This window comes from Nonlabens antarcticus (assembly GCF_015356755.1).
GTDB lineage: Bacteria > Bacteroidota > Bacteroidia > Flavobacteriales > Flavobacteriaceae > Nonlabens > Nonlabens antarcticus.
Window position 1 is genome coordinate 649,294 of record NZ_JADFCO010000066.1, and the last position, 13,559, is coordinate 662,852.

Annotated in this window: 14 protein-coding genes; 7 read left to right on the top strand and 7 right to left on the bottom strand. The window is 35.0% G+C overall.

All coding sequences use genetic code 11. From position 1 onward, the window contains the following. Positions 1 to 322: 322 nt before the first annotated feature. The 6 genes from IQ282_RS13900 (at position 323) to IQ282_RS13925 (ending at position 6,060) form a co-directional block, all read left to right on the top strand. Positions 323 to 1,414, top strand: a complete 1,092-nt coding sequence (locus tag IQ282_RS13900) for a transporter substrate-binding domain-containing protein (protein ID WP_194852475.1) — start codon at positions 323 to 325, stop codon at positions 1,412 to 1,414. 150 nt (positions 1,415 to 1,564) lie between these two features. Further along, complete coding sequence (locus IQ282_RS13905; RefSeq protein ID WP_194852476.1) at positions 1,565 to 1,942, top strand: DoxX family membrane protein; 378 nt, start codon at positions 1,565 to 1,567, stop codon at positions 1,940 to 1,942. 205 nt (positions 1,943 to 2,147) lie between these two features. Beyond that, a complete protein-coding gene (locus IQ282_RS13910; RefSeq protein ID WP_194852477.1) occupies positions 2,148 to 3,398 on the top strand; it encodes a metal-dependent hydrolase family protein in 1,251 nt (416 codons plus the stop codon). A 373-nt stretch (positions 3,399 to 3,771) separates the two neighbouring features. After that, the gene (locus tag IQ282_RS13915) at positions 3,772 to 4,245 is read left to right on the top strand and encodes a YehS family protein (protein WP_194852478.1); all 474 of its coding nucleotides are present in this window, start codon (positions 3,772 to 3,774) and stop codon (positions 4,243 to 4,245) included. 84 nt (positions 4,246 to 4,329) lie between these two features. Then, positions 4,330 to 5,112 (top strand): M90 family metallopeptidase, encoded by a 783-nt coding sequence (locus IQ282_RS13920; protein WP_194852479.1) that lies wholly within the window; start codon positions 4,330 to 4,332, stop codon positions 5,110 to 5,112. A 177-nt stretch (positions 5,113 to 5,289) separates the two neighbouring features. Continuing rightward, positions 5,290 to 6,060 carry a S1/P1 nuclease gene (locus IQ282_RS13925; protein WP_194852480.1) on the top strand — a complete coding sequence of 257 codons (771 nt, stop codon included), beginning with the start codon at positions 5,290 to 5,292 and terminating at the stop codon, positions 6,058 to 6,060. A gap of 85 nt (positions 6,061 to 6,145) precedes the next feature. On the opposite strand, the gene IQ282_RS13930 is transcribed toward IQ282_RS13925, so the two are convergent. The 3 genes from IQ282_RS13930 to IQ282_RS13940 all read right to left on the bottom strand — a co-directional run bounded on the left by IQ282_RS13930 (position 6,146) and on the right by IQ282_RS13940 (position 8,747). Then, positions 6,146 to 6,649 (bottom strand): YkgJ family cysteine cluster protein, encoded by a 504-nt coding sequence (locus IQ282_RS13930; protein WP_194852481.1) that lies wholly within the window; start codon positions 6,647 to 6,649, stop codon positions 6,146 to 6,148. A gap of 611 nt (positions 6,650 to 7,260) precedes the next feature. Next, positions 7,261 to 7,776: a GNAT family N-acetyltransferase gene (locus IQ282_RS13935; RefSeq protein ID WP_194852482.1), complete on the bottom strand. Its 516-nt coding sequence runs from the start codon at positions 7,774 to 7,776 to the stop codon at positions 7,261 to 7,263. Positions 7,777 to 8,030: 254 nt separating this feature from the next. Next, positions 8,031 to 8,747 carry a sulfite exporter TauE/SafE family protein gene (locus tag IQ282_RS13940; protein WP_194852483.1) on the bottom strand — a complete coding sequence of 239 codons (717 nt, stop codon included), beginning with the start codon at positions 8,745 to 8,747 and terminating at the stop codon, positions 8,031 to 8,033. A 124-nt stretch (positions 8,748 to 8,871) separates the two neighbouring features. On the opposite strand from IQ282_RS13940, the gene IQ282_RS13945 reads away from it, so the two are divergent. Beyond that, entirely contained in the window at positions 8,872 to 9,282 is a 411-nt protein-coding gene (locus tag IQ282_RS13945; protein ID WP_194852484.1) for an Lrp/AsnC family transcriptional regulator, read from the top strand. Positions 9,283 to 9,681: 399 nt separating this feature from the next. On the opposite strand, the gene IQ282_RS13950 is transcribed toward IQ282_RS13945, so the two are convergent. From IQ282_RS13950 to IQ282_RS13965, 4 genes are all read right to left on the bottom strand, one after another. Next, positions 9,682 to 10,080: a GlcG/HbpS family heme-binding protein gene (locus tag IQ282_RS13950; RefSeq protein WP_194852485.1), complete on the bottom strand. Its 399-nt coding sequence runs from the start codon at positions 10,078 to 10,080 to the stop codon at positions 9,682 to 9,684. A 98-nt stretch (positions 10,081 to 10,178) separates the two neighbouring features. Beyond that, a complete protein-coding gene (gene fdhA / locus IQ282_RS13955; RefSeq protein WP_194852486.1) occupies positions 10,179 to 11,369 on the bottom strand; it encodes a formaldehyde dehydrogenase, glutathione-independent in 1,191 nt (396 codons plus the stop codon). A gap of 215 nt (positions 11,370 to 11,584) precedes the next feature. Beyond that, positions 11,585 to 12,418, bottom strand: a complete 834-nt coding sequence (locus IQ282_RS13960; RefSeq protein ID WP_194852487.1) for a helix-turn-helix domain-containing protein — start codon at positions 12,416 to 12,418, stop codon at positions 11,585 to 11,587. 202 nt (positions 12,419 to 12,620) lie between these two features. After that, positions 12,621 to 13,433 carry a metallophosphoesterase gene (locus IQ282_RS13965; protein WP_194852488.1) on the bottom strand — a complete coding sequence of 271 codons (813 nt, stop codon included), beginning with the start codon at positions 13,431 to 13,433 and terminating at the stop codon, positions 12,621 to 12,623. Positions 13,434 to 13,559: the final 126 nt, after the last annotated feature.

The window sequence follows — 13,559 nt, forward strand, 5'->3', positions numbered from 1 at the left end:
AAGTTCAAATCAAAATGAATACTCAACACATTGTAAAATGAACAAAAGTTTTAGACGCATGTAACGTCTTTCAATTATCGAAAAAATATCAGAGTAGCTTCAAAGCTTAAAGATGCTTCTAAAGAACCACTTGATGTAATTCAAACATAACTTCAAATAGTCAGGTAGCATCAGGGCTAATCTATACAAGCAAGTCTTAAAAATTAGTTGATTATTTTAAATTTATATATTTTTACAAAAATGGCTTGTCAATAACTGCTAGATATTATTATAATCTAGAGCTAAGTTGGCATCAATTCCAGAAAACATCGAATTAAATACTATGATCTCCACATTTTTGAAGAATCCTTTTTTATTAATTTTATTAGCTCTTTTTTCCGTCAGTTCAGTGACGGCACAAAATGATTCTACCACGCTAACTAACGAAACTTTGCGTGTAGGCGTAGCAGGAAGTCAGCCATTTACATTTAAGGATACTGATAAAGGTATTTCTGTAGAAATCTGGGATAAAATCGCACAGAAGAAATCATGGGAATATGAATATGTTTCTTATGATACAGTCAGCGATGCTTTATCTGCTTTGAAAAAGGGAGATATCGATTTAGTCGCAGGTCCTATTAGTATAACCGCAAAACGTTTAGAAACCATGCGGTTTTCACAACCGTTTTATAACTCGAGTATTTCTATTCTATCAAGAGTGGAAGATGCGAGTTTATGGCAAAAGGTAAAACCTCTTTTCAGCTTTAAATTAATCATCGCTGTCGGGATTTTCTTGATAATTCTCGCGATTGTAGGAACATTATTTTGGCTGGCAGAACGCAAGCGGTCACCAGAACAATTTCCACAGAAACCTATTGATGGCATTGGGAACGGTATGTGGCTTGCGATTGTTACCATGAGTACAACAGGTTATGGTGATAAAGCACCTATTACAGTCATGGGTAGGATTTTAGCTGGATCTTGGATGATAATTTCCATCATATTTGCCACTTCCATGATTGCTGGAATAGCTAGTATTTTGACAGTTTCAACCGCAAATACGACGATTTCTAATATTGAACAACTGTCCGGAAGAAAGGCAGCGACAATTTCTGGTTCACCTTCAGATGAGTTTTTAGTCAAGGCTGGAGTGAAGGTAACAGGAGTGACTACACTAAGTGAAGCAGTTGAAAAATTAGAAAATAAAGAGGTTGATGCGGTTATTTATGACCGTCCACAACTGCTATATTATTTAACTGAAAATCAAGTAGAAAATCTTTATATCAGTAAAGCAGAGTACTACAAACAAGGTTACGGGTTTGCTTTTCCAATAGACTCAAAACTAATTTCAGATGTGAACCGCAGTTTATTAGTTCTGACTGAAGATCAAGAAAAAGAAGAAATTATTCTTAAGTATATTCAAAAAGATGAGTAATAATTGAATAAACAAAATTCTTATTTTTAAGAATAAGTTTATTAAAAATTGTTTTTTCTTATAGATTCATAACGAAATGCCTAGGTTAAAAGCATGGTATTAAGAGCTTGAAACTTGAAGGGTTGTACCTTGCCCGTGTAAAAAAACAACATGAATCCTAAAATATTTCTAGTACTTCGCATTATTTTCAGTGCGTTTTTGATTTTCTTCGGTTTGGATCACTTTTTCAATTACATTCCATTTCCAGAGATGGCTCCAGAGGCAAACGCTTATTTTGCAAACTTACTTTCTACCTATGTAATGCAGTTAGTGGGAGTCGTGGAAGTTCTCGCAGGAATAGCGTTTCTATTTAATCGTTATGGGGCTTTGATGGCTTTTATATTGATGAGTGTTTCCATTAACGCCGTATTATTTCACCTTTTCCTTGACCCGCCTAAAATTTATGGCGCACTAGTTCTCTTGATTCTGAACGTGGTTTTTCTCTATCATTACAGAAAAAGTTATGCTGCAATACTGAAGCCGGTATAATTGACTTTTATTTATCCTGAATTGTGGATATTTAATTTGAGTTTCTAATATTTGAATTTATACTGAGATTGAGTTTATTCCGCTTTCGCGGAAGCGGAATAAACTCGTCTTAAAATAACAACTATCAGGTTTATAATTATCTGTTGCTTTCTTGCATTAAAAACGTATTGATTATTTTCTTAGAAGATTACTAACTTAGTCATCTATGAAAAACCTGCTTGCTTTAATTACCCTATTATTTTTTATCAGTGTTCATTCCCAAACATTACTGTTACCAGATCGTGTATTTGATGGTGTGGAAGTGCACGAGAACTGGTCGGTTCTAGTGGAGGGAAATAGGATTACTCAAGTAGGAGTGAGGGGTAGTCTTCAAGTTCCATCAGGCACAGTTGAAATATCTTTAAAAGGTAAAACCTTGATGCCAGGAATCATTGAAGGGCATTCCCATATTTTATTGCATCCTTATAATGAGACATCCTGGAATGATCAGGTGTTAAAAGAATCGCCCGTTGAAAGATCGATCAGAGCAACAAATCATGTGCGAGAGTCTTTGATGGCAGGAATCACCACAATGCGAGACCTAGGTGCGGAAGGTGCTGGATACAGCGATGTTTATATTAAAAAGTCAATTGATCAAGGCATAATTCCAGGACCACGATTGATCGTTGCTGGACCAGCAATAGTGGCAACTGGCGCCTATGGTCCTAAAGGCTTTCATGATGGAGTCACTGTTCCATTAGGGGCAGAAGAAGCAAGTGGAAATGATGTGATTTCCACCGTGCGACGCCAGATAGGCAATGGAGCAGATCTTATTAAAATCTATGCAGATTATCGTTGGAAAACGGGAGCCGCCTCGCAACCTACGTTTTCAATTGAAGAAATGAAATTGATGGTAGAAACAGCAAAAAGTGCAGGCCTATATGCCGTCGCTCACGCCAGTACTGCCGAGGGTATGCGCCGGGCGATTTTCGCAGGAGTAGAAACAATTGAACATGGTGATGGTGCGACTCCAGAGATTTTTGAACTTATGAAAAAAAACAATGTTGCCTTGTGTGCTACTCTGGCAGCCGGTGATGCCATTGCACAATATTCAGGATGGAATAAAAGTTCAGATTCAGAACCCAGCAGGATTATTGAAAAGAAAAAATCTTTCAAAGCAGCACTGGATGCTGGTGTGGAGATCCTTTTTGGCGGTGACGTGGGTGTTTTTCCTCATGGGGAAAATTACAGGGAACTGGAATTAATGGTGGAGTACGGGATGAAGCCTATAATGGCATTACAAGCCGCAACAGCCGTAAACGCCAGAGTTTTCCATCTCGACAATTTAGGGCTTATAAAAACAAACCATCTAGCCGACTTGATCGCGGTTGAGGGCAATCCTGTAAAGGATATTTCAATGATGCGCGACGTAAGTTTGGTTATGAAGGATGGTGTTGTGTATAAAAATGTAAATTGAAAATAATTGAAATTTTCATTTGACATTCACAGATCTTTAAGTCTATAACATTAATTATTAAGTGAAAGTATAGTGTAACTTCAAGTCAAAAGCAACACCTGCATCGTGAAATACGGATAGTTTAATAAAGACTGATTATAGCTTAAATTCGATATTCAACTAGCGTCTTTTGTAACATCTACAGAACTTATTTACAATACTTGTTCTAAAAGTATTTTTAAGATTATCATTTATGAATTACAATAAATGTGGGCTCATTAAAATGAATTGTTTTAAACAGTCTGTGATTTCTGTACTCTAGAAGTTTATGCAACGCGCTGTTAAAGTGCGATGACGAACTAGTATATTTGTAATTGCAAACCCTTTATTATTCATGGATAACAACGATATTTTACGACGCTTGCGTTATACACTCAACTTAAGTGATGATTCCATGATGGATATGTATGCTAAAGGTGGCGAGCCAGTTTCAAGATCTGAGGTAAGCGACTGGTTAAAAAAGGAAGAAGATGAAGCTTTTGATGTGGTAACAGATGAGAATCTTGCTACTTTTTTAAACGGTGTTATCGTCAATTATCGTGGAAAGCAAGATGGACAAACACCCGTGGCAGAAATCGTTCTTGACAATAATATTATACTTAGAAAACTGAAAATCGCTTTTAATTTTAAGGCGGAAGAAATGGTTTATCTATTAAAACTAGGAGGTCAGAAAGTGAGCACCACAGAGCTGAGTGCTTTTTTTCGCAATCCTAAACATAATAAGTATAAAGCACTTAATGATCAGTATTTGCGCAACTTTCTTTCTGGTTTTCAAAAACAACGAGATGCACAGCGGGATAAACTATAATCATTTTTTAGGCACTATTGTTTTCTCATAACCTTAAGAGTTATTCATTTTCCCTACAAGTACATTTGGTAAAAATTAAAACTCTTGCTGTATATTCTTCCCTTACTATTAGTCGCTGCCGCAGCTTTATACTTTTTTGTTTTTCGTGAGCCTGAGGCAAGAACCACCGCACATCCTGATGGATGGCATGCTGTGCTTTTGAAGGAAGTTGATTTTTATAAAAAACTCAAGAATAAAGACAAAAAACGCTTTCGCAATAGAATGATGTTTTTCCTAGAAGAAACATATGTGGAGTCTATTGGGTTTGAGTTAGAAGAATTAGACAAAATTCTTGTAGCTGCCAGCGCGGTGATTCCGGTATTTAGATTTAAGGAGTGGCATTATACAAACTTGAGTGGTGTCATCATTTATCCTGAAAACTTTAATAAAGACCTAGGTTTTGATGAAGGCCATCCAGACCGTATGATAGGAGGTATGGTGGGTAATGGAGCTTATGAAAATCAGATGATTTTATCAAGGTCTTCCTTGTACCATGGTTTTTCTAATAATAGTGATAAACACAACACAGGCGTTCATGAATTTGTTCACCTGCTCGATAAAGTGGACGGAGAGACGGACGGCGTACCGGAGCGATTGCTTCAACAATCTTATGTTATTCCATGGATCAATTTGATGCATAAAGAAATGGAAGCCATAGATAATAATAAATCAGATATTAGAAAATATGGTGGTACAAATCAAGCTGAATTCTTTGCAGTAGCTGCTGAATATTTTTTCTCTCGACCTAAGTTATTGAAGAGAAAACACCCTGAGTTGTATAAAATGCTTTCCATGTGCTTTGATCCAGAACATAATAAAGCCGGATAGAAACACAGGTTTTTTTGCATTGTCTCCTATTATTTTGCTTTCGCGAAAGCGATGATAATTGAAAAAACCACTCTTTTGAAAATTATAGTTTCTACAAGCTTTATAGACTATAAATCTTAAACATTAGGTAGCGCTTAAATATTAACGAAGCGTGTATATTTGTGAAAAACCTCACTTATGCGTTACTTATTATTTCTAGTCTGTTTGTTACTGTCAATTAATGCTCAAGCCTACGACTGGGGTCAAACAGGACACAGAGCCACTGGAGCCATTGCAGAAAACTATTTGACTTATAAAACCAAAAGAGCAATTGCAGATCTTTTAGATGGTCAATCTCTAGCATTTGTTTCTACTTATGGAGACGAGATAAAAAGTGATAATGCCTTTAGAATGTATGGGCCGTGGCATTATGTAAATGTCCCGTTCGATTCAACTTATGAAGAGCATGAGCACAATGATAAAGGAGACATTATTACAGGAATCGATACTTGTATAAAGATCATAAAATCAAAAACAGCCACTAAGCAAGAAAAGGCTTTTCATTTAAAATTACTGGTTCACTTTATAGGTGATTTACACCAACCTATGCATGTGGGAATAGGGGATGATAAAGGAGGGAATGATTTTCAAGTAAGCTGGTACAATAATGGAACTAATCTGCACAGTGTATGGGATTCAAGAATGATTGAAAGCTACGGAATGACATATTCTGAACTGGCTGATAATATGCCAGCGCTTTCTAAAGAAGAGCGTCAGAAAATGCAGTCTGGAACTCACAGAGACTGGATGGTAGACAGTCGTGTGGTCATAAAAGACATCTATGCAAATACGGAGGTGGGTGAAAAACTAGGCTATCGCTATATGTATGATTATTTTGATACGGTACGCAATCAATTACAAAAAGGCGGCGTGCGATTAGCTGGATTACTCAACGAATTGTTGGGCTAACACTAAGTTATCACATCGAATAATATTCTTAAAAAGTCATCTGCAATGCAGATGACTTTTTATATATACGGTATTTTTTTACTTTCTAAAAAAGAGATACTTCAAAATTTTTCAAAAGCAATAACTCCAGTTCATTAAGGTTTTTTAATAATTCAAAATGATCTTTAGATAGATTGGATGCCTCATGATTTTCATCTAATATTTTCTTGAGTTCGATCATTCTAAAGTAAAAAGAAGGAGAGGTTAGTTGCCATTGTTGGGTTGTTACTTGTTCTTCTATCACTCTCTTTTTTTGCTTGATTTCATGAACCATGTCTACTGCCACGTTAAAATCTAATTCGTTTTGTTCTACAGACTTTAAAAGACCACACTTGAAAGTTCCACAGTGTTTAGGCCGGTCTTCATAAATCGTACAACCATCACAAAATTTATCGCAAGGTTGTAGAAAGAATCCATTGCCGCCCTCGTCCTCAATATCCATCAGCTTTTTAATAGATGGCTTCTCTTCATCATTAAGCTCGACAAACCCTATTACTGTGCCATCACAGCATAAGCCGCAGGACAAACAAATACTTAAGTCGTCACTCATAATGATTGGAAATTAACAAACCTGTAATCCTAACTTAAATGGTAGAGGTAAATGATTTGTGATTGTGACAAAGGTAGTCTGCTTGTGAGCAGTTCCTACCAGTAGTGAGGTAATTTGTAATTATTATATAATAGTATCTGCGATATTTTTTTCTTATACGATTGATTCATCTAATCTTCATACTCAAATGTCGAATATCTATTAAGGAAATAGCCACTTTTTTGACCCTGCTGGTTTTTGTTTATTTAAGGGAGTTATAAAATGTCTCTTTAATTAAGAATTTTTATATGGAAAAAGTAGGTTTAACCAGTATAATTCATTTGCTCTATTTTCTTAATTGAGAGACTGTTTGACTGGTGTGTTTCTTAACTAGAAGAGAGATCAGTGAGGTACTCAAACGCTAGATGATACGTTATCTGCAATGGCTGTTTCTTAATTTTAATTTTAGCCTTGGGAGTCATGGATTCCTAGATGATTTCAGAATCATTATAGAATTAGAGGGTTTACACGATCTTATTTGTAGTACTATGAATTTTAATGTTTTGATTTTACTAATGAAGATTAGTTTTGAACCAAACAGATCCAGGTGATGACGCGTTCAGTAATGTTTCTTAAGAAGTCAACTTAATTTCAAAAAAGCACACATCTGCATTATGATAATGGGAGGGGAGCTCAGAACTGTCTTTGATTTTTTTCATTCCTAGAAAACTAAATCCGCTATTTACATAGTGATTGATCAGTCTCTCATTATTACCGCAAGTATCCATTCTAATGAACTCTATGTTATTATTGCGGGCAAATTCTTTAGACCAATTCACAATCGCATCTACAAAATTGTTACCTCTAAAATCAGGATTTGTTGCTATTCTATGAATATAAATAGCGGCATCGTTTTCACTGCCTTCCCATATCTGTGGGTCACTATTTGTAATAGCCCATACACAGGCTATCTGACCGTCGATTAACAGTTTGAATTGACGTTCTTCTTTGATTTCTGCAGTAATTAAATCATCACTAAATTTAGGCCATTGATTTGCTGGAAATTTAATTTTTTGAAAGTCGGTAGCTAATTGATATAGTCTAAAAATCTCTGGCATATCGGCCATTTGGCTATTCCTAATCTTCATATTCATATTCTTTTTATCTCTTGATTTAAAGCTATCAATAACAAAGATATGCTGCTGGTATAGAACAAAATAATGTTAGTGAGGACATTAAGTTTTATTTCCAAATAAAACATTGAATCAAAAAAAATGTCTTTTAGCTCAGTGTATCTAGTATTAGAAGCTTGCTTCAATATTCTTTCAACACCACCCTTAGGTTCTTAGGTATGGAATCAAGATCAATGGTTATTAATATCTCAAACACATGAAATAAATAGCTAAAAAATAAGAATGATACCAGAAATACATAGTAAAATCATTAATAACGCTTTAAACGCTTTTTCATTTATTTTCTTAAAAGTTCGCTTACCTAAAAACTGGGCAAAAAGGAATATAGGAAATACAATTAATGATGTTTTTAGATGGCTGAAATTTAAAATTCCGCTAACTGCCAGAGCGGGAACTCTTGTGAGTGTAACTAGTCCTAAAACGCCTATCATAGTTGCTCTAAAGGCTTTGACTTCCTTCACGGTATTCTCAATACACATAACATACAATGGGCCACCAGTAGAAAATACTCCTGAGAAAAAACCTCCTAGCACTCCAAATCCTATAATGCCACCTTTGCTCAATTGAACTTTCTTCTTACCAAAGGACGCATAAGCTACATAGATGATGATAAAAACTCCTAAAGCTTTTTTGAGGACAATCGGTTTTGAATAAGTAAGGACAATAATCCCTAAAATAACGCCTATGACAGAAGTGAAAGCGAGTTTTAGTATCATCTTTTTATCGATGTTGTGCCATTCTTTTGTGATAAGGAAAACACTAGAAAATAAGTAGAAGATCGAAATGTAAGCGATCGCATTCGGCAAATCCATCACTAACAGCAATATGGGTAGCGCCATTAATGAACCAGCAAATCCCACTACCGTTTGTACGTAAAAGCCAACAAATATTCCTAACGCGAGAATCAAAATAATATTTATATCCATAAAATCACCTGCCTTTATTTTTCAAAATTAGGCATAGCTATATGCAAGCCAAAATTGATTGATTGTAAAGCAGAACATATTTACACGTAAAAGATGTATTTTTAGAAATAAAATCAACGATTCCATGGTAAGTGATATCGATCTTAAAATAATCAACATCTTAAAAATAAACGCTCGAGCTTCTTTTGCAGAAATAGGAAGAGAGATAGCACTGTCGCCGTCTTCCATAAGGGAGCGCATTCAGAAATTAGAAGATCAAGAAGTTATAAAGTCCTATAATATCAAACTTGATCATGCCATGTTGGGAAATGGATTGGAGGTTTTTATTATGCTCAAGATTTTTGATGGCAAACTCAAATTTATATTATCAGAAATTACGACCTATCCTGAGGTACTAGAGGTTTTTCGCATCACGGGTCCTTATAACATTCACATGAGGGTGGCGCTGCGAGATCAACTGCATCTACAACAATTTATCGATAAGCTCATTAAGTACGGGAGCCCTACCACACACCTCATACTTTCTGAACTTTAGCATGTTGATTCCTAGCTTTAGCGTTAAGATTTAAATCTTTAACGTCCCATATTATCTTAGGAGAACACGGATTTCACTAAATATAATAGGCACGCTTTCGCGAAATCAGCTTAAACCCAAATCTTAGAAAGACGGATTTAGCAGAACACCTAGTTAGTGCTTTGCAATTTAAAATCATATAGCTAAAGTATGTACTGGCATCCCACTTCAAAATTCATAGCAGTAGGAATTTCAATTTTCACATTTTAAACCTTGAGAATTAGGGTGTCTTTTCATACTCTACGTGGTTAGATAAAAAGTCAATAACCATTATAATTATCTAGTTTTCCATTCGAGATTCTCAAAAAAAAAGAGGATAATTGGTTACAATTATCCTCTTCAATATAACTTAAAAACCTACTAGATTGCTGATACTCCAGCTTCTGCAACAGCGTGGTCATTTTCAACAGAACTACCGCTTACTCCGATAGCGCCAATAATGACTCCCTCTTTATTTTTGATTGGAATTCCACCAGGAAAAGTAATTAATCCATTGTTAGAATGCTCGATGTTAAATAAAGAACCTCCAGGTTGAGATAGCTCTCCTAGAAGACCCGTATTCATATCAAAATAACGAGCTGTCTTAGCTTTTTTGTTTGCAATGTCAAGTGAGCCTAACCATGCGCCATCCATACGTGCGAGTGCAACAACGTTTGCTCCACCATCTACAACGACAATGTTCATTTTAGTATCAATTGCAGTAGATTTTTGTTTTGCTGCTGCGATAGCTTTTTCTGCTTGTGCTAATGTAATATTCATAATTTTATATTTAGTGTTATTATTTTAATGAAAATGTAAATTGAGAATCTTTTAATTCTGTTTTTATAGTAGTTGAGTGCTTATATCAAGACGTCAAATTATTTACCTATCATACCGTGTGGATCGATAACAAACTTTTTAGCGACTCCTGTATCAAATTCTGCATATCCCCTTGGCGCATCTTGCAGACTTATTACCTCTGCATTTACGGCTTTAGCGATATCTACTTTATCGTGCAATATGGCATTCATTAATTGTCTGTTATATTTCATTGTAGGAGTTTGTCCTGTATGGAAAGAATGGGATTTAGCCCATCCCAATCCAAAACGGATTTTCAGACTTCCTTGTTTTGCGGCCTCTTCTTTGGCTCCTGGATCTTCAGTTACATATAAACCTGGAATTCCTATAGATCCACCAGCTTTAGTAATCGCCATAGCTTGGTTTAACACAATGGCAGGCATTTCTTTTCCTGCATTTTCACCATGTCCATTGGCTTCAAAACCTACACAGTCAACGAAGCAATCAACCTCAGGTATACCTACAATCATTGCGATTTGCTCTTCTACAGGGATTCCATTAGTTAAATCAATGGTTTCACAACCAAAACTTTTAGCATGAGATAAACGAGCCTTATTCATATCACCTACAATAACAACGGCTGCACCTAATAACTGACAGCTTGCAGCACAAGCGAGACCTACTGGACCTGCTCCTGCAATATAAACGACGGAACCAGCAGATACACCTGCCATTACCGCTCCATGAAAACCTGTTGGAAAAATATCAGTAAGCATGGTTAGATCTAATATCTTTTCCATCGCTTGATCTTTATCTGGAAACTTTAATAGGTTAAAATCGGCATAAGGTATCATTACATATTCGGCTTGGCCTCCGATCCAGCCACCCATATCAACATATCCATAAGCGCCTCCTGGTCGATCTCCGTTAACATTTAAACAGATATTTGTTAGTCCTTTTTTACAATTTACACAACGACCACAAGCGACATTAAAAGGAACAGAAACTAAGTCTCCGTTTTTGATAAATTCCACGTCGCGTCCACATTCTATGACCTCTCCCGTGATTTCATGACCTAGTACCAGTCCTTTTTCGGCAGTGGTTCTTCCTCGTACCATGTGTTGATCTGAGCCACAAATATTACTGGCAACTATTTTTAGTATAACGCCGTGTTCACATTTACGATCTCCTAAAGCCAGTTTTGGATAGTCAATTTCTGTCAATTCTACTTCTCCTGTACCTTTATAGGCAATTCCATGATTTTTACACATAACGTTCTAATTTTAATTGGATGAATAAATGCATTTGATAGTTACATCAAACCATTTGTAAATTTAGAATTAATAGAAGAGGATGTAATTATGAAAAAGGTTCATTAATTTATGATAATAGGTCACATAAACCAACCGTTTAATGAACTGCTTTAAAGAGTGGATCTAGCCAGATTCAATAGATAATGACTACAATCATTAAATAAGATTTGTCATCATGCGTCTTTCGGGCTAAAACCAAACTTATTCTTGAAGGCAGTACTAAAATTTGAAAGGTTGTTATACCCAAAATTTAAATAAATTTCTGATGGTTTCAGTTCTCCCTGTTCTAAAATTTCCTTTGCTTTTTGCAGTCTTTTATCTTGAAGCCATTTTCCTGGTGACCTTTTGTATTCCTTCGTAAAGTTTCTCTTAAAAGTCGAAAGACTCATATGACATAAGAAGGCGATTTCCTCCAGTTTTAAATTAGAGTCAATTTGATTTTCGACAATTTTTTTAAATTCAGACTTATTATCAATTATCAAAGAATATAAATATGCTTCAAACTTCCTTCCATATTTCTGTAGGAGGTAAAGCATTAATTCTTCAAATTTCACCGCAAGTAAATTTTCCAATAAAACAGTAGGGGACTTACTTATTGCCGATAAGGAATTTAAATAAGAAATGATATAGGCATCATTTCGAATAACGAAATAGGGGCTTTTCTCCTTTAAAATCAAGGGTTTATCAGCATGCTTATCTAAAAATAATTTAAGGTTCCTATCTGAAAAAAATAAAAGCTTACAATAATAAATCACTTCCGTATCTAATAATTCGGTCCAAAGCCAATTCCCTTTTTTAAGAAGTAGTGATTGATCTTTATTTACCGCAACAGAAGTCCCTGCAAAGTGCACCTGCTTTTTGCCCACCTGTAAAAAGCTAAACATATTCATACCTAAATGAACTTTGCTTTTTACAACGTCACGATTCATTTTAAAATCATACACGAATAAATCAGGAGTACTATTATTATCGTTAATATAGATTTCAGGAATTTTTTCGATAGGCATTTGAAACTATTTTTAGTTTAATGTTAAGGATCTAAACAAAATCAGTAGGTCGTAAAAATACACGAACGATATTTGTTTCTCTTTCATTTTAGTATTCCTATATTATGCAAATTACATTTCTATTTCTCTATTGAATTAGCATTACTCTTGTAAACCATTTAGAATTTTCTTGACTTTAGAAAAGTACTTTAAGTAGAGATTTTTAGATATCCATTTCCACCATTTCCGCTCTGGCACCAAAACGGATTGGTAGAATACTGGTTCCTATGCCCTTTGAAATATACATTTTTGGTTCTATGTTTTTGTACCAACCTTTTAAATATTTCCCGCTGCCCTGTGGTTTAAAAGGAGCAAAACCAAAAAGAGTAATTTGACCGCCATGTGTATGACCTGAAAGAACTAGATCTATCTTAAATTCTCCTTTTTCTGCTGTTATTACATCTCTATGTTCTGGACAATGGGACAGGACAATGTTAGTTTTAGTTTGTTTTATTCCCTGAATGGCTTTTAAGAAATCTGAATTGCCTCCTACATAATCATCAATACCAATAATTGATATCTCCCGTTGTTTTAAAGTGATACTTCTATTTTCATTGATTAAAAGTTCGCAATTATTGCGTGAATACATTTCTTTAAGTATTTTCAAATCAACATTTCCCCAATATTCCCAATTGCCAGTTATTGCGTATTTTTTAATTGGTTTATCAATTAATTGAAGAAACTCATTTAGAAGTTCAATTTTCTCTGTGTTCTCAACGGAATCACCGGTTATAAAAATCAAGTCAGGCTTCAGAAAATTTATTTTTTTTGCGATAGAACTATGAAAAGACTTTAGTTGATCAAAATGTAAGTCTGAGATTTGAATAATTTTTATCTTGTTCTTCTCCGATTTTGATATGTCAAAATAATTCCAGTCAATGACATATTTCTCAAACCAAAGAGAATCCAGAAGAACAAGCCCGATTAAAGCCAGAAGACCTCTTTTTAAAAATTTTCTTCTGGATAGTTTATTCATTCCTTATTTTGTTATTGCGCATAAATGTATTAGTTCTTGAAACATTTTTCATAACCTTTTTGGATTTTAAAATTAGCTACCTAATATATTAATGATACCGAATGAGTTTTCTTAAAGATAGATAGA

Bases quoted from the DNA above. Each gene is read 5' to 3' on its own strand.
- IQ282_RS13900 (WP_194852475.1), top strand. From the start codon at position 323: ATGATCTCCACATTTTTGAAGAATCCTTTTTTATTAATTTTATTAGCT.
- IQ282_RS13905 (WP_194852476.1), top strand. From the start codon at position 1,565: ATGAATCCTAAAATATTTCTAGTACTTCGCATTATTTTCAGTGCGTTT.
- IQ282_RS13910 (WP_194852477.1), top strand. From the start codon at position 2,148: ATGAAAAACCTGCTTGCTTTAATTACCCTATTATTTTTTATCAGTGTT.
- IQ282_RS13915 (WP_194852478.1), top strand. From the start codon at position 3,772: ATGGATAACAACGATATTTTACGACGCTTGCGTTATACACTCAACTTA.
- IQ282_RS13925 (WP_194852480.1), top strand. From the start codon at position 5,290: ATGCGTTACTTATTATTTCTAGTCTGTTTGTTACTGTCAATTAATGCT.
- IQ282_RS13930 (WP_194852481.1), bottom strand. From the start codon at position 6,649: ATGAGTGACGACTTAAGTATTTGTTTGTCCTGCGGCTTATGCTGTGAT.
- IQ282_RS13935 (WP_194852482.1), bottom strand. From the start codon at position 7,776: ATGAAGATTAGGAATAGCCAAATGGCCGATATGCCAGAGATTTTTAGA.
- IQ282_RS13940 (WP_194852483.1), bottom strand. From the start codon at position 8,747: ATGGATATAAATATTATTTTGATTCTCGCGTTAGGAATATTTGTTGGC.
- IQ282_RS13945 (WP_194852484.1), top strand. From the start codon at position 8,872: ATGGTAAGTGATATCGATCTTAAAATAATCAACATCTTAAAAATAAAC.
- IQ282_RS13950 (WP_194852485.1), bottom strand. From the start codon at position 10,080: ATGAATATTACATTAGCACAAGCAGAAAAAGCTATCGCAGCAGCAAAA.
- fdhA (WP_194852486.1), bottom strand. From the start codon at position 11,369: ATGTGTAAAAATCATGGAATTGCCTATAAAGGTACAGGAGAAGTAGAA.
- IQ282_RS13960 (WP_194852487.1), bottom strand. From the start codon at position 12,418: ATGCCTATCGAAAAAATTCCTGAAATCTATATTAACGATAATAATAGT.
- IQ282_RS13965 (WP_194852488.1), bottom strand. From the start codon at position 13,433: ATGAATAAACTATCCAGAAGAAAATTTTTAAAAAGAGGTCTTCTGGCT.